Here is a 25365-nt window from a genome sequence, read left to right as displayed (position 1 = left end):
TACCTTTTTTGTATCCAATTTAGAGCTGCCATATTTATTCTAATATCATAGTATTAAAAAGTCAACTTTATAATGCTTAAGTTAACGGTTTTCAGTGCACATTAACTTTATTTTTATCTTTTCCAAAAGAAAAATCTACCCCTATGGCATCATTTAATATCTTTAATATGTCCTGCCACATTACACTGAATTTTTGTTCTGCCTGTATATATTCATTTACAGGAGGATTAGCAGAAATCACAGAGCCCATATTTTTAAACTTTTCCATAATCTCTTCTGAGATCTTTCCATTTTGAACTTGCTGCGAATAGGCCTCCACTTGTATTTTTCTAAAATCACTCAATATTCTTGTATAATCTTCATTGTTTTTTATTCTTTGACTCAATCTTTGAAGATCAACTACTTCATCACATGTTTTAAGCTCTTCTGCAAATTCTCTTGTTCTATCATATATATTCATTATCAAATACTCTCCTAATTTTTAATACAATATTATATTTCCATGATTATTGGCAATATCATGGGTTTTCTCTTCGTCTTCTCGTAGAGAAATGATCTAAGTACTTCTTTTACATTGGATTTTATGCTTGACCATTCTGTAATATGTTTTTCCTCGCAATCCTTTAAAGCACCACGAACAAGTTCCCTTGCCTCTTCCATTAGATCTTCTGATTCCCGAACATACACAAAACCTCTGGATATTATATCAGGTCCTGCAATGACGGTACCCGTTTCTTTTTCAATAGTAATAACCACTGTAAGTATTCCGTCCTGAGAAAGATGTCTTCTATCCCTTAAGACTATATTCCCCACATCTCCAACTCCCAAGCCATCTACAAATACCTGTCCCGATACCACTGTTCCATTTTTTCTTATGGAATCTCTGGAAACTTCTATAACATCCCCATTGTCTGCTATGATTATGTTATTGGGGTTAAGTCCAAGATTCATCGCTAAATCTGCATGCTGTTTTAGGTGTCTGTATTCTCCATGTACAGGTATAAAAAATTTGGGTTTTACAAGAGTATGCATAAGTTTCAATTCTTCTTGGCAGGCATGCCCTGATACATGAACATCCGCCAGAGCTTCATATATTACCTCTGCTCCCTTTTTAAACAATTGATTTATCACCCTTGACACCAATTTTTCATTTCCAGGTATGGGATTTGCTGAAATTATTATTGTGTCCCCTGGAATAATACTTATTTTTTTATGCTCAGAAGCTGCCATTCTAGAAAGTGCTGACATAGGTTCACCCTGACTTCCAGTAGTTATTATAACTATCTTGTTTCCGGGATATTTATTTATATTGTCTACATTTATAAGAGTATTTTTCCTAATATTTATATATCCCAAATTCATAGCTACTTCCATTATATTTTCCATACTTCTACCTGAAACAGCCACTTTCCTGTCATATTTTTCAGCAGCAGTAATTACCTGTTGTATCCTGTGAATATTAGATGCAAAAGTGGCAACTATTATTCTACTTTTTGCCACAGCAAAAAATTTTTGAAAGGTCTGTCCTACCGTCCTCTCCGACATAGTATATCCAGGTCTTTCCACGTTAGTGCTGTCTGCCAGCATAACAGTTACTCCCCTTTTCCCAAGTTCTGCAAATCTAGCCAGATCAATTACGCTGCCATCAATAGGTGTATAATCCACCTTGAAATCACCAGTATGAAGTATTATACCCACCGGGGTATATACTGCAATAGCCATGGAATCGGCTATACTGTGACTGGTTCTTATAAATTCCACGGACATTCTATTTAACTTAATTACGTCACCTGCTTTTATGCACTTTAAATCCACTGATCCACTTAAACCGTGTTCCTTTAATTTTGAATCAACAATCCCCAACGTCAATTTGCTCCCATATACAGGTACATTGATCTCTTTCAATACATACGGCAGTGCCCCTATGTGGTCTTCATGTCCATGAGTTAAAAATATGCCTTTTACCTTATCTATGTTCTTTTTAAGATAAGTTGTATCGGGTATGACTATATCTATTCCTAACATCTCTTCACTTGGAAACTCCATCCCGCAGTCAATCACTATTATCTCATCTTTGTATTCTATTACTGTAATATTTTTTCCTATTTCACTTAGTCCGCCTAATGGAATAATTTTTACCTTATCTCTTTCTTTTCGCAATAAAATCTTCCCTCCTTATTTAATTTATTTTAATATTTTTACAACTTGGTAATAAATATCTTATGAACAAGTTATGTTAAAACAATATGAATATCAAATTAAAAACGTACCCTATCCGCATCCTATGTCAAATAACTCTTTCATAAAATATAAAAATTACAAATTGCAATTTTACTTGTATTTGCCGGACTTTTTACAGTCACTGCATATTCCATAAAATTTTAAACTGTGATTTAAAATTTTAAAATCATATTTCTTTTCTATTTCCCTCTCAAGGGGTTCCAAAAGATCATCCGTCACCTCAATTATTTTTGAACATTTATTACATATCAAATGATGATGCTGGTGATTTTCTTCCTTGTGTATTATTTCATATCTATTGCATCCATCATCCAAGTCCAATTTACATATAACTCCTATCTCATCTAAAAGTTGTACAGTTCTATAAACTGTAGCTAAACCAATTTCAGGACACTCACTTCTAACTTGATCATATATTTCTTCCGTTGTAAGATGCTGTCCTTCATTTCTTATTATAATATCAACTATAGCCCTCCTTTGAGGTGTAAGCTTATACCCTTTTTCCTTCAGGCTATTTTTTAATCTCTCTATTTCTGAAGAGGAAAGCTTTGACATAACTATACCCCATTTCAACTTAAATTTTAAAACACCCACAAAAACTTTTCTATTTTAAGTCTAATATAACAGAAAAATATTGTCAATTGAAAATCAATTAACATTAAAACAAAGTTTCATATACTTCTGAAACCTGGTTAAATTCATCTTCATCTTCCAACGTTGCAAAAATTTCCTCGCCATTTTCATCTTCTATTATCTTAAGCACTATGGCTTCCTCTGATTCTCTACACTCTTCAGGCATTACAATTACATACTCTCTATCTTCTATATCCAATTTGGTAATCACTTCAAATTGAACTTTTTTGCCATCTTCATCCTCCAGTATTAAGTTTCTGATATTTTCTCCCATTCAATTTTTTCCCCTTTATTCAAAGAATTAGCTTTATCAAAATAAATCATTTCGAAATACTGTCCAAATACCCCTGCAAAATATATACAGCAGCCATTTTATCTACTATCTTTTTTCTCTTTGCCCTGGAGAGATCTCCCTCTAACATGGCTCTATTTGCTGCCACGGTAGTTAATCTTTCATCCCACATTTTTACGGGTAATTTTATAAGCTTCTCTATTCTTTTGCAAAAATCCATCACTTTCTCACTCTGGGGACCAAGTGTTCCATTCATATTTTTAGGAAGTCCGGAGACAATTAATTCTACACCATATTTTTCACAAACAGATCTCAGCTCATCAATATCCTTTTCCATTCCCCTTCTCTTTATAGTAGTAACTCCCTGTGCTGTAAATCCCAATGGATCACTGAGTGCAACACCTATAGTTCTATCCCCTATATCCAGTCCCAGTATTCTCAAATTTTCACTCTCCTCAATATTATGCTCACATTTAAAATAAAAATGCCCTAAAAGGACATTTTTATTTTATATCTAAATAGACTTTCAAAACTTCCTCAAGTATCTCATCTCTCTCAAGTTTCCTCACCAATGACCTTGCTCCATTATAATTTGTTATATAAGTTGGATCCCCTGAAATCAAATATCCTACCAGCTGATTTACCGGATTGTATCCCTTTTTAATTAGCGAATCATAAACTTCAGTTAATATCTCTTTTGTCAGTGCTTTCTTACTCTCAGAAATGTCAAACTGAATAGTATTGTCCTTGCCCATATATATCACCCCGCTAACATTCTAATAGATCTATTATAAAACATATTTCATAAAATGTATACTATCTAACTTTTTTTTCCATAATTATACTGCATTTTCCTATAGCTTCTTCTAATTTTTCAGGTAATTTTCCTCCGGCTTGTGCCATATCCGGTCTTCCTCCTCCACTTCCTCCAGTGACAGCCGCAACCTCCTTTATTATCTTTCCACAGTGAATACCACTTTTCACTGCCTCTTCAGTTGCCATAGCTATGAGTTGAACTTTTCCCTTTACACTACTTCCCAATACCACTAAACAGTTGTCATACTTATTTCTAAACTTATCTCCCAGTTCCCTAAGTGCACTGGCATCAACTTCTTTTAACACCCCTGTAAAAAGCTTCGTTTTTCCAATTATTTTCATTCCATCCAGAATATCAGTTTCCGCATTACCTGCCAATTTTGACTTCAATTGCTGAATTTCCCTCTCAGCTGCCTTCAGTTCATTGAATTGCAGATCCAATTTATGAATTATTTCCTTCTCAGAACATTTCAATTTACCCGATATTTCCTTTAACATATCATCTCTCAAGTTCAGATATTTTATTGCACTTTCGCCGGTAACAGCCTCTATTCTCCTAATGCCGGCAGCTATTCCAGTTTCAGATATTATCTTAAACAATCCTATTTCACCAGAATTATTTACATGAGTTCCACCACAGAGTTCACTGCTGAAATTTCCCACAGAAACTACCCTTACTTTATCCTTATATTTACTGTCAAAAAGTGCTATTGCCCCGCTTTTTTTAGCTTCTTCCAAAGGCATCTCAGCAGTTTTCACCTGATGAACTGCCATTATATTCTTATTGACCATATCTTCAATTTTCCTCAATGTATCACTGCTCAGAGGCTCAAAATAATTGAAATCAAACCTCAATCTGTGTTCATCCACATAGGAACCAGATTGGTGTACCTGTTCTCCCAAAACCCTCTTCAGGGTTTCATCTAATATATGAGTTGCAGTGTGGTTTTTTCTTATGCTATTTCTTCTATTCTCATTCACACTCAAAACAACATCGTCATCCAAACTCAAGCCGCCTGAATTCACCCTTATAAAATGGAGTATTTTACCTGCCACATTATTTTTACAGTCTAACACTTCACCTTTAAAATCATCATTGTATATGATTCCACTATCTCCTACCTGTCCACCCATTTCAGCATAAAAAGGTGTATTTTCAACTACTATAACTCCCTCTTCTCCTTCGCTTAAATGAGATACAAACTCTTCATCCTTCATCATGATTTTGACTTTAGATTTTGACTTCAGTTTATCATAACCTTCAAATACAGTATTAACCTCCATGGGAATTTTATTCAATATGGTATCTTCTGCACCCATATAATTTGTTTCCATCCTGGCGGCTCTTGCCATGTTTCGTTGATTTTCCATGTTTTCATTAAAGCCTTCCAAATCTGCAGTCATGTTGTTTTCTTCCAATATCTCTTCAGTAAGCTCTACAGGGAAACCATAAGTATCATATAATTTAAATACCTTATCCCCATCTAATACTGAGCTGTCATTCTCTTTCAATTGGGATATAAATTCATTTAAAATCTGAATCCCACCATCTATTGTCACGGCAAACCTTTCCTCTTCAATCTTTATTATCTTTCTTATATAATCCTCCCTTTCTCTCAATTCGGGATAGCCTTCATAAGAATTATCTATCACAGATTTAGAAAGTTTATATAGAAAAGAACCTTTAATTCCAAGAGATCTGCCATGTTTTGCTGCCCTTCTCAAAAGTCTTCTGAGTACATATCCGCGCCCTTCATTAGAAGGAAGTATTCCATCGCTCACCATAAATACAATGCTTCTTATGTGATCTGTTATCACTCTGATAGATATATCACTATTTTTATCTTTACCATAGGAATTACAGGACATATCACTTACTTCTTTTAATATAGCTTTTATAGTATCTACCTCAAATATACTTTCTTTATCCTGCATTATAACTGCCATTCTTTCAAGCCCCATACCCGTATCTATATTAGGCTTTGGAAGTCTATTATAATTCCCCTGTTCATCCCTGTCAAATTGAGTAAACACTAAATTCCAAAATTCCAGTACCCGATCATTATCCCCTGCTTTCACAAATTCTTCTACTGTATCTATCTTTCCCTCTCCTCTATCATAGTGAATTTCAGAACAGGGTCCGCAGGGACCTACACCGTGTTCCCAAAAATTATCTTCCTTGCCAAGTCTAAAAATTCTTGAACTATCTATATCGGTATCCTTTACCCATATATCATAGGCCTCATCATCATCTAAGTATATTGTAACATATAATCTATCCTTTGGCAGCTTCAAAACTTCAGTAGTAAATTCCCAGGCCCATGGAATTATCTCTTTTTTAAAATAGTCCCCAAAAGAAAAATTTCCCAGCATTTCAAAAAAAGTGCCGTGGCGTGAAGTCTTACCTACATTCTCAATATCCCCCGTTCTTATACACTTTTGACAGGTAGTAACTCTTTTCCGAGGCGGTATTTTAAGCCCTGTAAAATATGGTTTAAGCGGCGCCATACCAGCGTTAATCAAAAGTAAACTCTTATCATTTTTAGGAACTAATGAAAAACTGTGCATTCTCAAATGTCCTTTTCCTTCGAAAAATTTCAAGTACAATTCCCTAATTTGATTCAACCCTAATTTTTCCATATATATCTCTCCCTTTCAACTTCAATATCATATTTAATCCACGTTTAAAATAATAAGAATCCCTCATTCCCCTAAGGGACGAAAGATTCTCTTCGCGGTACCACCCTAATTATATAGATATTCAAAATACAATCTATATCTCTTAAACAACATAATACAAGTTCCTAGACAGCTTCAATATATCCTACAGGAAGTTTTCACCTTCCACTTCCTCTCTTTAATATAAGAAAATACCTACTCCTTCTATTCATCACTTCATCATTCGATTATGATACAAATTATAAGTTAAATGCACACTTATGTCAATATTTATCGATTAAATCAAAATAAATAGTAGTTTAAATCTTCATACATTATTTTAACTATAACCCCTATGGGCACTGCCAGTACCATTCCGATAAATCCCGCTGCTTTTCCTCCGACTATTAAAAGAAGTATTATTACTAGAGGATGCATACTTACACTGTCCCCTGTAACTTTTGGAGACAGCATATTGCCTTCTATCTGCTGCAATACATATAACCATACTGCAGTCCACAGTGCTGCCCTGGGAGATTCTATAAGAGCTATAACTACAGCTGGCAGCGCTCCAAATATAGGCCCAAAATATGGAATTATATTAAAAAATGCATTTAATATGGACAATATAATGGGAAAATCCACCTTTAAACTCACTAAAATAAAAAATGTGGCTATACCCACAAGCCCGCTTAAAATGAGCTGGCTCATTATATATCTACCCAATATTTTATCTGCATGACAGCACATCTTTTCAATTACATTTCTGCTGTCCATTGGAAATATAGACAGAATCTTTCCATTTATATACTCCCCGTCTGCTAAGAAATAATAAGCTATTATAGGTATGACTATTACAGATAATAAATTTTGTCCTATATAAATTATAAAATCAAACATTTTATTGAATATATTTACAATTCCACTGTCTATTTTACTATTTAAACTGTTTATCAGTGAATAAATAGTTTTGTTATCGCGAATCGGTTTTAATTTCACATAAAAATTATCTACCATATTTTGAATTCTTTCTGCAGCAGAGTTAAAATTCAAACTTTCTCTAAACAAAGAAGGTATGAGAATTGCAAAGACACCTACTATAAGCAGAATCAATAAGCTTATCAAAAAAAAAGCTCCCACTCTTCCGTTAATTCCCCTATTTAACATGGAATTATATATCGGCCTCAGCGTATATGCTATTAAAAAAGATATAAAGATTAAACATATAAGCTCTCTCAATAGAGAACTCATAATGATAAATACAATCAATGCCGCTGTTATAACCGCCACAGTGATATATCTAATACTGCTTTTTTTATAAATATTCATCCGCATCATCTTCCATAATTCTTCTTTAATTTACAATACCTAGCTTTTCTCTTTTTTTAATAATTTATGGGCTGAATTGAAAAATTCGAGATTTCGATTTTTACCTCTGTATAACAAATTTTTGTCCCCCAATATCAAATCATTTATAAGCAGAACTTTTTTGCCTTTTATAAAATTATTTATAAATCCAGTGGACAATATGAGAGCCCTTATGGAAAATTTCTCTCTGTCAAATAAAATATCTTCAACCATTCCAATCAGCTCACCTCTCTCATTCACCACATCCATATTCTTTATATCTTCAAATTGAAGGCATTTCCCTCTACTCACAGCAGTTACAACTATTACAGAAGTAAAATTTACCACATTTTCTATATTGACATTCAAAGTTTTTTTAAATATGTTATTAGGAGTTATTATAAATCCATCTATTTTTTTGCCGTTAAAATCCAATATTATATCACTTATAAATCCCAGCATTTTTCCAGAAAGGTCTATTACATCTTTAAATATAAAATCCATAGTTCTATACAAAATATCACCTTTAGTTTAAAAATAATATTCTTATTTTATCCAAAAAAATAAAAAAATATAACTTTTAGAAGTTATATTTTAATAGATTATCTATTTATTTCTTTTATTCTTCTGCTGTATCATTTGATTATAATCATCTACCATATCCTGCAAAGTAGTAAATTTCATAACCTGATCTATGCTCTCCTTAATTTTGCTCCATAAAAGTCTGGTAGCACAACAATCTATCCTGCTGCAAGAACTTTCACTATTTTCATCTATACAATCTGAAATTTCTACAGGACCCTCCAATACTCCCATTATATCAGCTATTGTTATATCTTTAGGTTCTCTATTTAAAATATATCCACCTTGTGCTCCCCTTATACTCTTGATCAAATTGGATTTTCTCAAACTGGAAAATAACTGTTCTAAATAATATTCCGATATGTTTTGTCTTTCTGATATACTCTTTATAGATGAAGGTTCCTCACTATAGTGAATAGCTAAATCCACCATAGCTTTTACACCATATCTTCCTTTTGTAGATAATTTCAAGTAACCACTTCCCATCTACTTTTTAAATACTTTACCTATTATATTTTTTATATTATCAAATCAGAGTAAAATTGTCAACTATAAACTTCAAGTATTTTTGTCTACTAAACTGACGGATTAAATTCATCCAAATAATTTCTACATGTAGTTGATGGCTGACTGTAGTTGACAAAGAGGATAATTTTTTCTAAAATGATCATATACCACATAGGGGCATATGGCATATTTAAATATCACAGTTCCAACATAAAATTCAGTGGACTCTCAGTACGGCCAAAAAAAAATCTTCATTAATCGTAAATTGATCAAAAGAAAGGTGGAACTTCATTATGTATGTTATTGATAAGTTTCGAGAGAAAGAAGAATTTCGTACATTATGTCTAACAATACTATCAGGAATAGTTTTAATTATAAGTTTTTTTAAATTGATTCCGCAATTACCCTTTGATGCAGCCTGGATCGCCATTATCATAAGTGGAATTCCCATAGTTTTTGGGGCCACCAAAGGACTGATTACAGAATTTGATGTTACCGCTGATCTTCTAGTGGCAATTGCACTAATAGCTGCACTTATAATAGGCCAATATTTTGCTGCCGGAGAAGTCGCTTTCATCATGCAGCTGGGCACAGTGTTAGAGGATGTTACAGCAGATAGATCTCATAAAAGCCTGCAGTCACTTATAAAACTCACACCTCAAAAAGCATGTCTGCACAGTTTAAACGGTGATAGAGAAATATTGGTATCAGAAGTTAAAAAGGGTGATATTCTCTTAGTTCGTCCCGGTGAGTCTATTCCCGTTGACGGCAGAATACTCAGTGGAAACACTTCAATTGACCAATCAATCATGACCGGTGAATCCGTTCCCGTTGACAAAACAGCTGGAGATGAAGTATATCAGGGTACCATAAACCAACAGGGTGCTATAGAAATTAAAGCCATCAATGTAGGTGATGACTCCTCCCTTAAAAAGATGATCCATCTAGTAAAACAAGCTGAAGAAAACAAGGCACCCATCGTCCGTATTGCAGATAAATGGGCCCGTATTCTCGTCCCGATTGCCCTGGGCTGCTCTATATTGATCTTGATTATTACAAAGGATATTCACAGAGCAGTTACAGCATTGGTTGTCTTTTGCCCCTGCTCACTGATACTTGCCACTCCTACTGCCATAATGGCTGCAATTGGAAATGCCACAAAAAAGGGAATACTTATTAAATCAGGTTCTGCAGTAGAAACTGCCGCAAAACTCGATACCATAGTTATGGATAAAACAGGAACACTTACTTATGGCAAACTTCAAGTAGAGGATATTGTAATATTTGACCAAAATATAAGTAAGACAGATTTTATAAAACTGATTGCCAGTACAGAAAAATTTTCTGAACATCCATTGGGAAAAGCCGTTGTTGCATACAGCCAAAGTCATAACATTACTCCAGAGGATCCTGAATCCTTTGCAATGGAGGCTGGGAAAGGTATTTCTGCAACAATTTGTGGGCACAAACTCTCAATCGGTATGAAAATTATTGGACAAGAGCTTATAAATAGTTCTCCAAGAGCCTTGGAGTTTATTGAACAGACTCAAAAATATGGAAAGACCGTTTTACCCGTTGCTTTAGATGGAAAAATTGCAGGAATTATAACCATTGCAGATACTCTTCGAAAAGAGGCTAAAAGCACAATTTCAGATTTAAAAAAAGCTGGTATATCACATATGATCATGCTAACAGGAGACAATCAAACCGTTGCCAATTCTATTGGACAATCCATAAACATGACAGACATATTTGCTTCCCAGCTTCCTGGAGACAAATCCGCTACAATAAAAAAATTAATAGAAGAGGGGTATTCTGTAGGCATGCTGGGAGATGGAGTAAATGACGCCCCAGCTTTAGCCACAGCTTCTGTAGGTATTGTCATGGGTGCCATAGGCTCAGATGTGGCCATTGAAGCCGCAGATATCGCTTTGATGAGCGACGATATAAGCAAGCTTCCCTTTTTAATAAGGCTCTGTCGTAAAACCAGGAGCCGCATTATTTTTAACATCATCATCTCCATGTGCATCAACTTTTTCGCCATTATCCTCGCGGGCTTTGGCATTTTAAATCCTGTGACAGCAGCACTTGTTCATAACTGCGGTTCAGTATTTGTAGTTGTAAACTCCGCCCTGCTGCTCACATATAAAGAGGAGATCAGTTGATTATCTTCAAAATTAAAATTTGCATTTTTGCTATAATTTTTATAGTATAATTTAAAAGGAGTGGATCTCATGCCTGATTATCAACATCACGATATAAAGAAACTATGTCAGAGAATCAATAGAATTCAGGGGCAGTTAAATGGCATATGCAAGATGCTGGAAAATGACAAACCCTGTGACGAAATTATTATTCAGCTCAATTCTGCAAAAGCAGCTTTACAAAAAATCAGCCAAATTGTATTAGAAGATCATCTCGATCACTGTGTTCTTGACGCACTTCGCAGTAAAGACAGAGAACCTCAAATCGACAGCCTGAAACGTGCTTTAAATCAATATACAAAGATGATTTAAAAATTCAACGGAAAACTCAGTGCAGCCATAAGAAGTTACAGTTGAAAACTTCTTATGGCTGCACTGTTAAACTATTTTCAGGCTTATTGTGCTTCATAACAATTTACTATTTCTCCATAATAAATTGTATGATAATCCCCTGTATTACTGCCGCCGTAGCAATCTGAATCCACATCTTCAGATAAAAACTTTTTATCCATATCCCTTTTATATACAACCTTGCATTCATAATATATATTACATCCACCCATTACAGGGCTGCTCACGCTTTTACCCGGAACTGCTTTCAAATTGCACTCTTTAAATTTGTCTATATCTCTTCCTGATTTTGTCCCGCATATTGAAAATGCTTTTTTCATGCTGTCATCAAAACATACACTTACAGTAAAATTTCCACTTTTTTCTATGAATTCTCTTGTATACCTGGATTCTCTCACAAGGACAGTAAAAACAGGTTTCCTCCATATAATACCAATACTCCCCCATCCTATAGTCATGGTATTTATTCTATCATCGTACTTACTTGTTAGAAAAGCTCTTCCTTTTCCTATACTCTCAATAGTCTGCTCCATATTATGTGTAAATTCCATAATTAACCCTCCTATAAGTTTTTATCATATTCCTTCGACCTATTTTTAAAATATACAATTTTTAGATTGCAGAGTTCAGCAATTTCCACTGCATCTTTAAAATTTATTCCTATAGCAGAAGGATCATGGGCATCAGATCCTACAGTTATGTACTTTCCTCCCAGTTCTTCAAACCTTCTGTATATATCAATCATACTTTTTATTGAACTGTAATTGCCAAGTCTTCTGGTATTTAGCTCCAGACATATTCCTTTTTCTATAAGTCTTTTTAATATCTCATCTATTATATCCGAAAAGCTGTTGTAATACAACTCACTGTCCTCATATTTGGCATATCTGGCTATGTAATCAATGTGTCCCAAACTATCTATAAAGTCAAAATAATTCAGATTATCGAACATAACCTGGAGATACTTGAGATAAGCTTCCTTTTTGGTCTTTCCTTTATAATAATCAGGATAATATAAATCCATATTGTCAATTAGATGTATGGAGCCTATTACATAATCAAACGAATTGTCCTCTATAAGCTTTTTACTCTCTTTTACACAGTCCTCTTTCATTCCAAGCTCTATCCCCAGAAGCAAATCATCCTTTCTCCACTTGAAATATTCCTGGAAGTATCTATTTACGTCAAAGCAGAACAAACCCTTTTTAGGAAAATTGATATCCATATGCTCAGTTATTATAAGGGACACACAATTTTCCTCCGCATATTTCTCAGCAGATTCTATCTTCATGTCTGAATCCGTAGAAAAAGTAGTATGTACATGTGTATCAAACAATATACCATCTCCTATAAACTTTTAAATTATATATTTTAGAAACAATGTCACTGCTGGAATGGTGAACATCGACATTATGGTGCTCATGAATATAATTCTGGCTGCCAGTTCTGTATCTGCTCTGTATTTCTGTGCAAATACAGAAGCTACAACTGCCGCAGGCATGGCTTCAATTATAGCACATATCTGAATTATCAAATTATCTGTATGTAATATTTTCAACAGTAAAACTGTAAAAATAGGTACTAATATCAGCCTTAAAAAACATCCATAATACACTAAAACTCCTGAAAATATATCCTTCAATTTTACTTCCGCCAGCATAGCTCCAACTAAGATCATCGAAAGTGGAGTAGTCATAGCTCCCACCGCACTTGCCGCAGTATATAAAGTATATGGCATTTTTATAGAAAATAAAAACATCAAAAAACCAATTACTGTTGCAATTATTGCCGGATTTAAAACCACCTCTTTTGTTGTCTTTAAGTCACTTTTTTCAGTATATATCATAATTCCCACACTAAACATAAAAATATTGTATGGTATGTTGAATATAGCTGCATAAAATATACCTATTTTCCCGAATATGCCTTCCAGAACAGGATATCCCATGAACCCGCTGTTGGAAAATATAATTATAAATCTCAAGACCTTTTTAGCATTATCCTTGTTTTTAAAGGTCAACAATTTGCTAAAAAGTATAAGGCCTATCTGAAGGATTGCAGCATATATAAATATATCTTCTGCATTTTTTACCATTTTTTCCGAATAACTATAATTAAAAGAAGTCAGCACCATAGCCGGCAGAGTTACCTTCAGTAAAAAATCCGATAGACTTCCCACCGTCTCTTTAGTTATTATATCTTTTTTTCTCGCAAACACCCCCACCATCATCATAAGTGATAATATTATTACTTCATTTACTACCTTAACGTCCAATAATGCTCCCCCTAATTTTTATTCCCTTAAAAGTGAAAATTCATATTAAATCAATCTCATTCTAAATCAATATACATGCACCTATCCGCATGTTTACAGATTAAATCAGATATCTTCTCTACATTTTGGGGGACATTTCCACTCAATATGCTAAGTGCCATTTCTCTATTTTCCTCCAAAAACTGAAATAAATTTAAAATTATATAATCTCTTATCCGGAAATACAGATAATCCTCTTCCATAGATGCAATTCTTTCATTTAAATCTTCTATGGAACTGTATCTTTCTATAAAATCAAGCTCATCCCTATTTAATTTATCTTCATTTTCAAAAATTATCTTATTCCCCATTATTTCCGTTTTAGATTCTCTTTCAATATTTTCTATAGTCCTGCCAATTTCATCTGTATCAGGTATTTTTTCATCCCTTGCCCATTTTTCTATAACTTTCAGCTGTTTTTCCCAAAGCCTTTTTATGGATACAATGTCAGCTTTCAAAGCCAATGCATAATTTTCACTTTCTTTTGCAGCTTTCCTCCTGGCTTCCAACGTGCTGTACACACTTTTATGCCAGTAATTTTTTGCTTGAAATATAGGCCTGGCAGATACCTCCACCAGTTCAGACAAAAGTTCAGATTTATCCATCTCATATCCCACCTTCAATCTTAAAGTACAAAGTGCAGATATCAAATATCAAATAATGATAATTTCCTGTATGACCTAGAATCCACCAAAATTGATATTTGGGTTCTGAACTTTGATATTTAAATATTACCTTAATATTATAATCCATTATACAAAAAATTTGAACGCAGTTCCTATTAAATATCCTTATAATTTTACATCATAAAGTGGAATTCAAAAAAAGTTATAGATAAAAGCTTTAACTTATTAAGCTAGATAAATTTGTTACTGCCTAAAATATACATAATAGAATAATAGAAACGAGACAAGCATGTGTGAGATGAAATAGATATTTTCTACGCCTTATTTCATTTTCTTCAGTTTTTCGACCATTTCCTGTATTTCTTCTTCTTTTAAATTTTCTCCCACTTCATCCGGTGATAGAACAAGTGCAATCACACTGGAATGGGTGATAAAACAAACCTGTGCATAGGCATAATCTCCTATAGAGTCATACAACCTTCCAGAGCTAACTGTTCCCCTAAAAACGGTACTGGGACTGTTGGCAACATAACCAACCGTGCCAATATAGGGAAGTTCTACACGTATTGCCTCTTGGTCATATTCATTTTCAGGTTCTTTTACAATCTTCAGTATACGGCCAACTTCAAAGGGTCTTTTATCATAATAATGATTCAGCCCTGTAATTGTGATAAAATAATTTCCCTCCATATAAACATCCCTCCTTAATCTAAAGTACAGATATCAAATTGATAATTTTAGATACGATTGAAAATTCATTAAAATTGATATTTGAATATGTTCTAAATAAGTTCATCTAAGCCTGGAATATAAAAAATCACCCTATACAATTATGTAATCACAATGTCATGTTTTTAGCAATAGTTTTATAAAATCTGAAATTCTTCTTTGACAGTTCATCTCTTGAATAATAATCAAGCAGGCAAGTTCCACTCAATATATTTAAATACTTTACCATATTGGAATTAAATTTTGAATTATAATAATGTAAAATATCTTTTCTAATAATAAATAAAGGCCAGAGCATAAAAATCTCTGGCAGAAGAATACTAATGTATTCCTTCCATTATTTTTCTTTCAGGTTTTTTATTACATATTTTCTGTCTTCTCTTTTCAAGTTCTTCAGTTATATCTTTAAGATCTACCTTTTGATTTGACATCAAAACTAAAAGATGATATACGAGATCACATATTTCATAGACCTCTTCCTGCTTATCATTATTCTTGCTGGCAATTATCACTTCAGAAGCTTCTTCCCCCACTTTTTTAAGTATCTTGTCAATTCCCTCTCTAAATAGATAACTCGTATAGGAACCCTCTATGGGATTTTCTTTTCTGTCTTCTATAACACCGCATAATTCCTCTAATATTTTTTGCAATTCCATTAAAATACACACTCCTTTTTCTCAATATAATTTTCTATAAAAACAGCTTCTTTTTCCCGTATGACAAGCTGCTCCTATTTGTTTAACTTCTATTAATATAGTGTCATAATCACAATCCAGTTTTACACTTTTTACATACTGATAATGTCCTGAAGTTTCGCCCTTATTCCAGAGCTTATTTCTGGATCTGCTCCAAAACCAGGTCTTGCCTGTTTCAACGGTCTTATTTAAGGACTCCCTATTCATATACGCCAGCATAAGCACTTCTCCATTTTCAAAATCCTGAACAATCGCTGGTACAAGCCCTCCTGCTTTTTTAAAATCTATGTTATTTAGAATCTCTGCATTCATTTATTATCACCCTTTTAACTTCAGAATCTAACGGGAATGTTCATTGTCTTAAGATACTGTTTTACCTCCCTTACGGTAAGTTCTCCATAGTGAAACAGTGAAGCCGCCAGAGCCGCATCTGCACCTGTATCATTAAAGACATCGTAAAAATCCTTTAGAGATCCGCATCCCCCGGAGGCTATTACAGGAATATTCACAGTTTTGCATACAGTTTTGGTAAGTTCTATATCATATCCCTTCTTAGTACCATCTGCATCCATGCTTGTCAAAAGTATTTCCCCGGCTCCCAAATGCTCTGCCTTTCTAATCCATTCTACAGCATCCATTCCAGTATTTCTTCTGCCGCCTTCTACAAATACATCCCATCCCTCACCGCTATCTCTCTTCTTTGCATCCACTGCCACCACCACACATTGGGAACCAAATTTATCTGCTGCTTCATATATCAATTTTGGATCTTTTACGGCAGAAGAGTTTATGGAAATTTTATCTGCTCCTGCCCTAAGTATATTTTTAAAATCATCTATTCCGGATATTCCCCCTCCTACTGTAAGGGGAATAAATACTTTTTCAGCTGTCCTCTCCACCAGATCTATTATGGTCTTTCTTTTTTCATAAGTAGCCGTAATATCCAAAAACACTATTTCATCTGCTCCCTGTCTGTTATAGTGTTCAGCTATTTCCACAGGATCTCCTACATCCTGTAAATCTACAAAATTTATTCCCTTGACAACTTTGCCCATGTTCACATCCAGACAGGGTACTATTCTTTTGGTAAGCAAATCCTACACTCCCTTCCCAATAATTTCTCTGATCTTTTCTATAAAAATATCCATATCTTCATCTGAACCTATGCTTACCCTCATATAATTATCTATTCTATCTTTGTCAAAATATCTTACAAGAACACCTTTTTCTCTTAATTTCATAAAAAGTTCTCTGGCGGCATATAGCGGATGGGTTATAAATATGAAATTGGACTTTGAAGGTACGACCTTAAATCCCAGCTTCCTCAGTTTTTTTACCGTTGACTCTCTGGTATTTATTATTTTCTCAACACATTTCTTAAAATAATCTTCATCCTCCAGGGCAGCTATTGCCGCTGCATTGGAAACTCTGTTTACAGTATAAGAATTAAAGGAATCTTTTATTCTATTGAGTCCATCTATAAGTTCTTCCTGACCCAATGCAAATCCCACCCGAAGTCCAGCCAGCGAACGGGACTTGGATAAAGTCCGTACTACCAGCAGGTTGGGATAATCCTTTATAAGACCAATCACGGAATTTCCTCCAAAATCCACATAGGCTTCATCTATTATAACTACTTTATCCCCATTGTTTTTCAAAATCTCCTTGATTCTTTCAGTTTCAAGGCACTTTCCCGTGGGAGCATTTGGATTTGGAATCACTATTCCTCCATTTGGTTTCAAAAATTCTTCCACTGGAATCGAAAAATCTTCATTCAATGCCGCCAATCTGCACTTTATGCCGTATAAATTGGCATACACCGGATAAAAACTATAGCTTATATCCGGGAATACTATAGCTTCATCTTTGTCAAAGAATGTTAAAAACGACATGGCCAAAACTTCGTCAGATCCGTTACCAACAAAAACCTGGGATTTATTCAAGCCGTAATAACTTGAAATAGTTTCTCTCAATTTATCACAGCTGGGATCTGGATACAATCTAATGTCTCCATCCGCTGCATTTCTTATGGCATTCAATACCTTCGGTGATGGCGCATAGGGACTTTCATTGGTATTTAATTTTACATATTTTTTATCCTTAGGCTGTTCACCGCATACATATGGTTCTACATTTCTTGTAATTTTACTCCAGTATTTACTCATGACTTATCACCTTCTACTAATTTTATTTGCACAGCTTTATAGCTTTTTTCAAATCTATATTCCCGGCATATATGGCTTTACCTGTAATAGCTCCATATATGCCCATCTTATTTATACTCTGCAAATCCTCTATATTTTTAATTCCACCAGAAGCTATTATTTTGCAGCTAACGGCATCTTGAATCCTGGAAAGCTGTTCCAAATTAGGCCCTCCCAGTGTTCCGTCCTTACTTATATCCGTAAATATGATTGTTTCAACTCCTATATCTTCCATCTGCTTTGCAAAATCTGTATACTTTACAGTGCTTATATTCATCCAGCCGTTTATTGCAACTTTCCCATCCTTTGCATCTATGCCTACAGCTATCTTTTTTCCATATTTTTTTACTGCCTCTTTCACAAAGCCGGGATCATTCAGGGCAGCAGTCCCTAGTATTATTCTTGATATTCCTAGCTGTACAAGCTTTTCTACAGTATTTAGATTTCTTATTCCTCCCCCAAGCTCCACTGGAACTTGAGATGCTTTCACCACTTTTGATATAGTTTCTGCATTTTTTATTTTTCCATCAAGAGCCCCATCCAAATCTACCATGTGGATATATTCTGACCCGGCTTTTTTAAAACTCAACGCTACTTTTACCGGATCTTCTCCCACTATTTCTGATCTTTCAAATTTCCCCTGATATAATCTGACACATTTACCATTCCTCAAATCTATTGCCGGAAGTATCAACATATAAAATGCCTCCTCAAATCTCTAACTTAAACTGTCATCTTTATAAAGTTTTTCAATATTCTGATGCCGACATCACCGCTTTTTTCCGGATGAAATTGAGTCCCATAAACATTGTTTTTATTTACCACGGCTGGTATATCTACCTGGCCATAAATACTATAAGCACTCAAGTTTTCCTTTGATTTCAATTTTCCGTAATAAGAATGTACAAAATACACATAGCTGTTTTCAGGAACACCTTTCAAAATTTTGCACTGCTTTTCAGTAATTAAATTATTCCAGCCCATATGAGGTATTTTTATATCTCCATATAATTTCACTATTTTACCTGATATCAATCCAAGCCCATCACATTCTTCTATTTCCTCTCCACTATCAAATAGGAGCTGCATGCCAAGGCATATACCTATAAAGGGTTTTCCGCTTTTTGCCTGTTTTTTTAAAACTTTATCCAGATTCCTCTTTTTTAAATTTTTCATGGCTTCAGGAAAAGCACCTACTCCTGGAAGTATGACTCCACTGCTGTCCTCTATGTCTCTTCCTTCTGAAGTTATCTTACTATCTGCTCCTATATATCTAAGTGCTTTTTGAACACTTTTTAAATTTCCCATACCATAATCTACAATACAGATCAATTTTAAACACCACCTTTATACAATTCACAATTTTGAACTCTTATATTTAAATGAAATCACAGACTGCCTTTTGTAGACATTATCCCTTTTATGCTGTCATCTACAGATGCCGCTTCCCTAAAAGCATGTGCAAAGGCTTTAAATATTCCCTCTATCATATGGTGGGTGTTTTTACCATAGAACACTTTCACATGAAGTGTCATCTCTGAGTTAAAGGCCAGTGCCCTAAAAAATTCTTCTACAAGCTCCGTATCCATCTGGCCTACTTTTTCAGTATTGAAATCGGCATCAAATACCAAATAAGGTCTTCCACTTAAATCTACAGATACCATGGATAGACTTTCATCCATGGGTACAAAAAATGTACCATACCTTTTTATATTTCTTTTATTCCCCAGAGCTTCCTTTATACATTTTCCCATAACAATTCCCGTATCTTCCAGCGTATGATGAAAATCCACATCCAGATCTCCCTTTGCCAATATATCCAGATCTGTCATTCCATGCTTTGCCACCATAGAGAGCATATGATTAAAAAAGCCTATACCTGTATCTATCTGATACCTTCCATTCCCATCTAGATCTATTTTTACCTGTATGTCAGTTTCATAGGTCTTTCTAGAAAACTCTCCTATTCTCATAAAAACACACTCCTCATCATCATTTCATCCTGACATTTATAGAATTGGCATGAGCTGTAAGTCCCTCTGCCTCTGCAAGCTTTACAATTTTATCCCCTACCTCTAAAAGCGACTTCTGAGAGTAATAGGTGAAACTGAATTTTTTTATAAAATCATCTACAGAAAGAGGTGAAAAAAATCTAGCTGTTCCGCTTGTAGGAAGCACATGGTTTGGACCTGCCATGTAGTCTCCCAGAGGCTCTGGTGAAAATTTTCCCATGAATACCGAACCTGCATTTTTTATTTTTCCCAATACCGGGAATGGATCTTCTATACATAGTTCTAAATGCTCAGGTGCTATTTCATTAGCTAAATCAACGCCCTTTTCTATGCTGTCCACTATAAATATTGCCCCTCGATTTTTCAAAGACTGTATTATGATGTCTTTTCTTTTTAAATATTTAATTTGTTTTAAAAGTTCCCTTTTTACCTCAGCAGCCAATTTCTCAGAAGTTACAGCCAGTACCGCCGATGCAAGTACATCATGTTCTGCCTGGGACATTAAATCTGCTGCCAGATAGGAGGGATTTGCCGTTTCATCTGCAATTATCAGTATCTCGCTCGGACCTGCTATCATATCAATATCAACAAAGCCATATACACTTTTTTTAGCCATGGCTACATATATATTTCCCGGTCCCACTATCTTATCCACTTTACAAATTGTTTCAGTGCCGAAAGCCAATGCACCTACGGCCTGAGCTCCTCCCACTTTGTAAATTTTATCCACCCCGGCTAAATCTGCAGCAACCAAAATTTTAGGATTTATAGTTCCATCTTCTAAAGGAGGTGTAACCATAGTTATATCTTTAACCCCTGCCACTTTAGCAGGAAGGGCATTCATGAGTACAGATGATGGATAAGCAGCTGTACCCCCAGGCACATATATACCCACTTTCTCCAGGGGTCTAACTTGCTGACCTAACATTATCCCATTGTCTTTAGTAACCATCCATGAATTCCTCTTTTGCTTTTCATGAAAAAAAATTATATTCTGAGCTGCTGTTTTCAACGCTTCTATAAATTCATTATCTGTCATTTCATAGGCATTTTCTATTTCCCGATCTGTTACTAAAATATTGTCTCTGCCTACTTTTTTGCTGTCAAATTTGTTTGTATATTTTACAAGTGCTTCATCTCCATTTTTTCTCACATCTTCCAATATATCATTGACTGCTGCAATTGCACTTTGTTGATTTTTCTCCTCTTTATTTCTGAAATTGCTTAGATACATTCTGCCATCTTCTGTATTTGCAAATATTGTATTTATAATATCATCTTCCATGATATTCCTCCTAACTTAAAGCTTTTTCCCGTGCAGTAATTTGCATTTGAACCTTATCTATTATTGTCTGTATCTCACTTTTTTTCATCTTCATACTAGCTACATTAACCACCATTCTAGCACTTATGTTACATATGTCCTGATAAATAACGAGCCCATTTTCTTTTAATGTATTGCCTGTTTCAACTATGTCAACTATGGCATCTGCAAGTCCCAATATAGGAGCCAATTCCACAGAACCCTCTATTTTTATGATTTCAACATCTTGTCCTAATTTTCTAAAATAATCTCTAGCCACATTCGGATACTTAGTTGCAATTTTCTTCCTATTGTAACCGGAATAAAAATTGGAATTTCTGGGTCCAGCCAGAGAAAACTTACAGCACCCGAACCCTAAATCCAGCACTTCATAAAAATTTTTATTCTGTTCAAGCAGAGTATCTTTTCCAACTATCCCTATATCAACTACTCCATGCTCTACATATGTGAGCACATCCGGTGCCTTCACTAGAACAAAATCTATATTGTCCTTATAATTGTGAAATATGAGCTTTCTTCCCTTATTCATGATTTCACTGCAATCTATATGTGCCTTTTGAAATATGTTCACTGCTTCCTTTTCAATTCTTCCCTTGGTTAAAGCTATCCTTATTTTCTTGATATTCACCATTTAAATTTTTCCATCCCCTATTTTAATAAATTTCATATTATTTTTATCAGCATATTCCACTGCTTTATTTTCATTGTCAAAAAGACTCATCTCTGCAATTATTCCGCTCCTCCTAAGTTCCTGAGCCTTTTTATAAGCTTTTTTAAAATCTTTTTTATCATAATGTACCAGTACTTTCTCATATACTTTTCCATAGAATATTTCATTATACTTAAGGGCAGCAATTACTCCATCCACGTCTATGGCAAATCCTGTAGCAGGCTCATCGTCTCCAAATTGGCCTACCAAATTATCATACCTTCCCCCACTCAATATATTCCCTCCAAAACCATGAGTATAACCCCTGAATATTATTCCAGTATAGTAATCTATATGATGGACCATGCCTAAATCTACGGACAGATACTCCTGAAGCCCTATGCTTTTTACAATCTCATACACTTTCCCAATATCCCCAAGGCATTCTAAAGCATTTTTATTATCGGTAAGCTCATATGCCCTCTCAATTGTCTCTATACCACCAAAAAGCCTTGGCAGTTCACTTAGAATATTAAAAGAGTCCTCATTAAATTTATCCTCATTTGTATGTAATACCTCATTTAACGCTGTAAAATTCTTCATGTCTATACTTTTTCTCAGTTTTTCCCTCTCCACATCATCTATATTTAGCTGATCTACCAAAGCTTTAAACAGCTTAGCATGGCCAATTTCCACCTTGAAATTCTTAAGTCCGCAATTTAACAGACAAACTATTCCAGTTATTATGACCTCTGCATCTGCAGCAGTATTATCTGTTCCTATGATTTCAATTCCTGACTGGGTTATCTCGCTATTTTTACCCTTTAAACTTTCATTAGCCCTGTACACATTTGAATTGTAGCATAACCTAAGGGGATGAGCTACTTCCCTTAATTTTGTCCCCGCAATTCTAGCAATGGGTGTGGTCATATCAGCCCTCAATGCCAAGATTCTTCCTTGACTATCAATCAATTTATATATTTTTTCTTGAGGTAATATGGAATTGTTCCCATTAAAAGTATCATAGAATTCCAAAGTTGGAGATTTTACCTCCATAAATCCGCTGGACACATATGTTTTCCTCAATATATTTTCTATATCTATTTTTTTGCTGCATTCTTCGAATAAAATATCCTTTGTTCCATCAGGTATATATTTTTTCCAATTGGTCATAGAGTTCACTTCCTTATTTTATCATGCTAATGCTTTAATTCAGTGCAGTAATAAATTAATCATTGTTTTTATTTTACCAGTTAGTTTGTAAAATAGCAATACAAATAAAAAACTTATAGCAAAAATTTATAAATAAATTTATTTTTATAAAACGTATTTATATTATACAGTTGAAATATTTTGTTTTTCTATTCTTGTTGAACGCAATATATATATGTATTATATTTATATTGTGTCAAGTCATCCTCTAGAGAAAGGAGTGTATTTTCATAAAAGGACTATTTAAGGGAACTAAAGGAAAGATATTATTAATTTTAATAATATGCTGTTTATATCTATTTATACCCCCTTTAAGGCATGGGATTGACAAATCCATCAGTGTACTGAAAAATGTAGACGTGGATTCAGTCAGAAGTTATGTTCTAAGCTTCGGCATTTTAGCACCAATAGTATCATTTTTTTTAATGGTACTTCAATCAATAATTGCCCCCCTACCCGCATTTATAATAACCTTCGCCAATGCAGGGATATTTGGATGGATAAAAGGTGCCATTTTATCCTGGTCAAGTGCTATGGCAGGAGCAGTTCTCTGCTTCTATATAGCTAGATTTCTAGGCAGGGATGCAGTTGAAAAGCTCACATCCAAAACCGCCATAGAAAAAGTGGATGAATTTTTTAAAAATTATGGTAAATATGCTATACTAATTGCAAGATTATTACCTTTTATATCTTTTGACATAGTCAGTTATGCAGCAGGTTTGACTTCCATGGGATTTTGGCCGTTTTTCATAGCAACTGGATTAGGACAACTCCCTGCTACTATCATTTACTCCTACATAGGCGGAATGTTGACAGGTACAGTTAAAACTCTAGTAATTGGGCTGCTGTTTCTATTTGCAGTAACTACTCTGGCATTTTTATTGAAAAAGATGTGGAATGATAAACATAAATACGCATAAAAAAACCACCTGCGGTGGTTTTTTTATATAGAATAAATTATTATCAATGATAGCCTTTATTATCTTCTATTTCCAAAAAAACAAAGCGAAAGCATTCCGGCTCCACAATGAGTAGCCATTCCGAGCCCCAAAGGATTTATAATAAATTTGTTATTGTGGAATTCCTTCTCCATTACCTTTTTCAACATATTTGCATCTTCCAGACAATCTCCATGAGAAATACCTATAACCTGGCCTTCAGTGCTCACTGCCCTTTCTCTAAATTTATCAACTAGATATTTAATTCCCTTTCTTCTTCCTCTAACATTAGCTACATTTTTAAGCGATCCATCACTACAGATATATATTATAGGCTTTACATCTAGAAGAGTTCCTATAACTGCCTTGGATGATGATATCCTTCCACCCTTCTTCAAGTGTTTTAAATCCTCTACCATAAACCAGTAATTCATCTTCAGTTTATTGTCATCCAGCCACTTTACAATTTCATCCTTGCTTTTACCTTCTTCTGCCATTCTACAAGCACCATATACCAAAAGTCCAAGTCCTATGGAAGAACCTTTACTGTCAACTAAAGTTATATCGGCATCCTTAAACTCACTGATTATAGATTCTCTTGCCAGTTTTGAACTGTTAAAGGTGCCGCTTATAGCTGAGGACATTCCAATATATACAATCGGTCTTTTTTCTTTTAGCAATTCTTTAAATTTCTCAGCAAACCTGTATTCATTTATTTGAGATGTATATGGCATTTCTCCATTTCTCAAGCCGCCGTAAAATTCCGCGTAACTCAAGGATTTTCCAAAATCATCTTCATAATCCTTACCTTTAAAATGACACGTTAAACCTAAAAATGGAATATTTTTTTCTGCTATAAAGCTTCCCGGTAAATCACATCCTGCATCAGTCATAATTATAGGCTTAGTCATCAGCATCTCCCCCAACGTAAAATAGGATTAATTTCAATCACTACAGTAAACATTATACAATACTTTGTCAAATACATAAATCAATATATTATGAATAATAAGTAACAGCATAATTTTTAT

General features: G+C 34.4%; 29 protein-coding genes and 1 other annotated feature. Of the genes, 3 read left to right on the top strand and 26 right to left on the bottom strand.

From position 1 onward, the window contains the following. Positions 1–91: 91 nt before the first annotated feature. From LN736_RS12750 to LN736_RS12705, 10 genes are all read right to left on the bottom strand, one after another. Positions 92–460 carry a YlbF family regulator gene (locus LN736_RS12750; RefSeq protein ID WP_150358228.1) on the bottom strand — a complete coding sequence of 123 codons (369 nt, stop codon included), beginning with the start codon at positions 458–460 and terminating at the stop codon, positions 92–94. A gap of 32 nt (positions 461–492) precedes the next feature. Next, the gene (locus LN736_RS12745; protein ID WP_150358227.1) at positions 493–2160 is read right to left on the bottom strand and encodes a ribonuclease J; all 1668 of its coding nucleotides are present in this window, start codon (positions 2158–2160) and stop codon (positions 493–495) included. Between the two features lie 171 nt (positions 2161–2331). Then, positions 2332–2796 carry a Fur family transcriptional regulator gene (locus LN736_RS12740; RefSeq protein WP_150358226.1) on the bottom strand — a complete coding sequence of 155 codons (465 nt, stop codon included), beginning with the start codon at positions 2794–2796 and terminating at the stop codon, positions 2332–2334. Between the two features lie 103 nt (positions 2797–2899). Beyond that, positions 2900–3148 carry a DUF1292 domain-containing protein gene (locus LN736_RS12735; RefSeq protein ID WP_150358225.1) on the bottom strand — a complete coding sequence of 83 codons (249 nt, stop codon included), beginning with the start codon at positions 3146–3148 and terminating at the stop codon, positions 2900–2902. A gap of 46 nt (positions 3149–3194) precedes the next feature. After that, positions 3195–3608: a Holliday junction resolvase RuvX gene (gene ruvX / locus LN736_RS12730; RefSeq protein ID WP_150358224.1), complete on the bottom strand. Its 414-nt coding sequence runs from the start codon at positions 3606–3608 to the stop codon at positions 3195–3197. A 61-nt stretch (positions 3609–3669) separates the two neighbouring features. Next, positions 3670–3921, bottom strand: a complete 252-nt coding sequence (locus LN736_RS12725; protein WP_150358223.1) for an IreB family regulatory phosphoprotein — start codon at positions 3919–3921, stop codon at positions 3670–3672. Positions 3922–3982: 61 nt separating this feature from the next. Continuing rightward, positions 3983–6622, bottom strand: a complete 2640-nt coding sequence (gene alaS, locus LN736_RS12720) for an alanine--tRNA ligase (protein WP_150358222.1) — start codon at positions 6620–6622, stop codon at positions 3983–3985. Between the two features lie 71 nt (positions 6623–6693). Then, positions 6694–6882 (bottom strand) — a binding site (T-box leader). 61 nt (positions 6883–6943) lie between these two features. Continuing rightward, on the bottom strand, positions 6944–7969 hold the full coding sequence (locus tag LN736_RS12715) for an AI-2E family transporter (protein ID WP_150358221.1): 1026 nt from the start codon (positions 7967–7969) through the stop codon (positions 6944–6946). Positions 7970–8008: 39 nt separating this feature from the next. Beyond that, positions 8009–8503: a PRC-barrel domain-containing protein gene (locus LN736_RS12710; protein ID WP_150358220.1), complete on the bottom strand. Its 495-nt coding sequence runs from the start codon at positions 8501–8503 to the stop codon at positions 8009–8011. Positions 8504–8593: 90 nt separating this feature from the next. Continuing rightward, positions 8594–9040, bottom strand: coding sequence for an RrF2 family transcriptional regulator (locus tag LN736_RS12705; protein WP_150358302.1), 447 nt, complete (start codon positions 9038–9040; stop codon positions 8594–8596). A gap of 329 nt (positions 9041–9369) precedes the next feature. Between LN736_RS12705 and LN736_RS12700 the strand changes: the two genes are divergently transcribed. After that, the gene (locus LN736_RS12700) at positions 9370–11241 is read left to right on the top strand and encodes a heavy metal translocating P-type ATPase (RefSeq protein ID WP_150358301.1); all 1872 of its coding nucleotides are present in this window, start codon (positions 9370–9372) and stop codon (positions 11239–11241) included. A gap of 69 nt (positions 11242–11310) precedes the next feature. After that, positions 11311–11592: a metal-sensitive transcriptional regulator gene (locus LN736_RS12695; protein ID WP_150358300.1), complete on the top strand. Its 282-nt coding sequence runs from the start codon at positions 11311–11313 to the stop codon at positions 11590–11592. An 83-nt stretch (positions 11593–11675) separates the two neighbouring features. On the opposite strand, the gene LN736_RS12690 is transcribed toward LN736_RS12695, so the two are convergent. From LN736_RS12690 to LN736_RS12620, 15 genes are all read right to left on the bottom strand, one after another. Next, entirely contained in the window at positions 11676–12182 is a 507-nt protein-coding gene (locus LN736_RS12690; protein ID WP_150358299.1) for a flavin reductase family protein, read from the bottom strand. An 11-nt stretch (positions 12183–12193) separates the two neighbouring features. Next, the gene (locus tag LN736_RS12685; RefSeq protein ID WP_179977215.1) at positions 12194–12967 is read right to left on the bottom strand and encodes a histidinol phosphate phosphatase; all 774 of its coding nucleotides are present in this window, start codon (positions 12965–12967) and stop codon (positions 12194–12196) included. 21 nt (positions 12968–12988) lie between these two features. Then, the gene (locus tag LN736_RS12680) at positions 12989–13906 is read right to left on the bottom strand and encodes an AEC family transporter (RefSeq protein ID WP_150358297.1); all 918 of its coding nucleotides are present in this window, start codon (positions 13904–13906) and stop codon (positions 12989–12991) included. Positions 13907–13962: 56 nt separating this feature from the next. Next, entirely contained in the window at positions 13963–14550 is a 588-nt protein-coding gene (locus LN736_RS12675) for a hypothetical protein (RefSeq protein WP_150358296.1), read from the bottom strand. A gap of 342 nt (positions 14551–14892) precedes the next feature. Continuing rightward, on the bottom strand, positions 14893–15261 hold the full coding sequence (locus LN736_RS12670; protein ID WP_229981664.1) for an HIRAN domain-containing protein: 369 nt from the start codon (positions 15259–15261) through the stop codon (positions 14893–14895). A gap of 359 nt (positions 15262–15620) precedes the next feature. Continuing rightward, entirely contained in the window at positions 15621–15956 is a 336-nt protein-coding gene (hisE, locus tag LN736_RS12665; RefSeq protein WP_150358294.1) for a phosphoribosyl-ATP diphosphatase, read from the bottom strand. Between the two features lie 21 nt (positions 15957–15977). Further along, the gene (gene hisI, locus LN736_RS12660) at positions 15978–16307 is read right to left on the bottom strand and encodes a phosphoribosyl-AMP cyclohydrolase (protein ID WP_150358293.1); all 330 of its coding nucleotides are present in this window, start codon (positions 16305–16307) and stop codon (positions 15978–15980) included. 20 nt (positions 16308–16327) lie between these two features. After that, entirely contained in the window at positions 16328–17089 is a 762-nt protein-coding gene (hisF, locus tag LN736_RS12655; RefSeq protein ID WP_150358292.1) for an imidazole glycerol phosphate synthase subunit HisF, read from the bottom strand. Between the two features lie 3 nt (positions 17090–17092). Continuing rightward, complete coding sequence (gene hisC / locus LN736_RS12650; RefSeq protein ID WP_179977212.1) at positions 17093–18160, bottom strand: histidinol-phosphate transaminase; 1068 nt, start codon at positions 18158–18160, stop codon at positions 17093–17095. A 22-nt stretch (positions 18161–18182) separates the two neighbouring features. Beyond that, positions 18183–18896 carry a 1-(5-phosphoribosyl)-5-[(5-phosphoribosylamino)methylideneamino]imidazole-4-carboxamide isomerase gene (gene hisA, locus LN736_RS12645; RefSeq protein ID WP_150358290.1) on the bottom strand — a complete coding sequence of 238 codons (714 nt, stop codon included), beginning with the start codon at positions 18894–18896 and terminating at the stop codon, positions 18183–18185. Between the two features lie 26 nt (positions 18897–18922). After that, positions 18923–19531 (bottom strand): imidazole glycerol phosphate synthase subunit HisH, encoded by a 609-nt coding sequence (hisH, locus tag LN736_RS12640; protein WP_179977211.1) that lies wholly within the window; start codon positions 19529–19531, stop codon positions 18923–18925. Between the two features lie 56 nt (positions 19532–19587). Further along, positions 19588–20172: an imidazoleglycerol-phosphate dehydratase HisB gene (gene hisB / locus LN736_RS12635; RefSeq protein WP_229981663.1), complete on the bottom strand. Its 585-nt coding sequence runs from the start codon at positions 20170–20172 to the stop codon at positions 19588–19590. Positions 20173–20191: 19 nt separating this feature from the next. Continuing rightward, entirely contained in the window at positions 20192–21484 is a 1293-nt protein-coding gene (hisD, locus tag LN736_RS12630) for a histidinol dehydrogenase (RefSeq protein ID WP_407647168.1), read from the bottom strand. 22 nt (positions 21485–21506) lie between these two features. After that, entirely contained in the window at positions 21507–22166 is a 660-nt protein-coding gene (hisG, locus tag LN736_RS12625) for an ATP phosphoribosyltransferase (RefSeq protein WP_179977208.1), read from the bottom strand. Next, positions 22167–23357, bottom strand: a complete 1191-nt coding sequence (locus LN736_RS12620) for an ATP phosphoribosyltransferase regulatory subunit (RefSeq protein ID WP_179977207.1) — start codon at positions 23355–23357, stop codon at positions 22167–22169. It abuts the gene before it with no gap. 269 nt (positions 23358–23626) lie between these two features. Between LN736_RS12620 and LN736_RS12615 the strand changes: the two genes are divergently transcribed. Continuing rightward, complete coding sequence (locus LN736_RS12615) at positions 23627–24316, top strand: TVP38/TMEM64 family protein (RefSeq protein ID WP_150357815.1); 690 nt, start codon at positions 23627–23629, stop codon at positions 24314–24316. 59 nt (positions 24317–24375) lie between these two features. On the opposite strand, the gene LN736_RS12610 is transcribed toward LN736_RS12615, so the two are convergent. Next, positions 24376–25245, bottom strand: a complete 870-nt coding sequence (locus LN736_RS12610; protein WP_229981661.1) for a DegV family protein — start codon at positions 25243–25245, stop codon at positions 24376–24378. Positions 25246–25365 lie beyond the last annotated feature (120 nt).

The sequence above is a fragment of the Clostridium aromativorans genome (assembly GCF_020908015.1).
GTDB lineage: Bacteria > Bacillota > Clostridia > Clostridiales > Clostridiaceae > Clostridium_B > Clostridium_B aromativorans.
The sequence above is the reverse complement of the archived record's forward strand: the minus strand, read 5'-3'. Positions and strand labels throughout refer to the sequence as shown.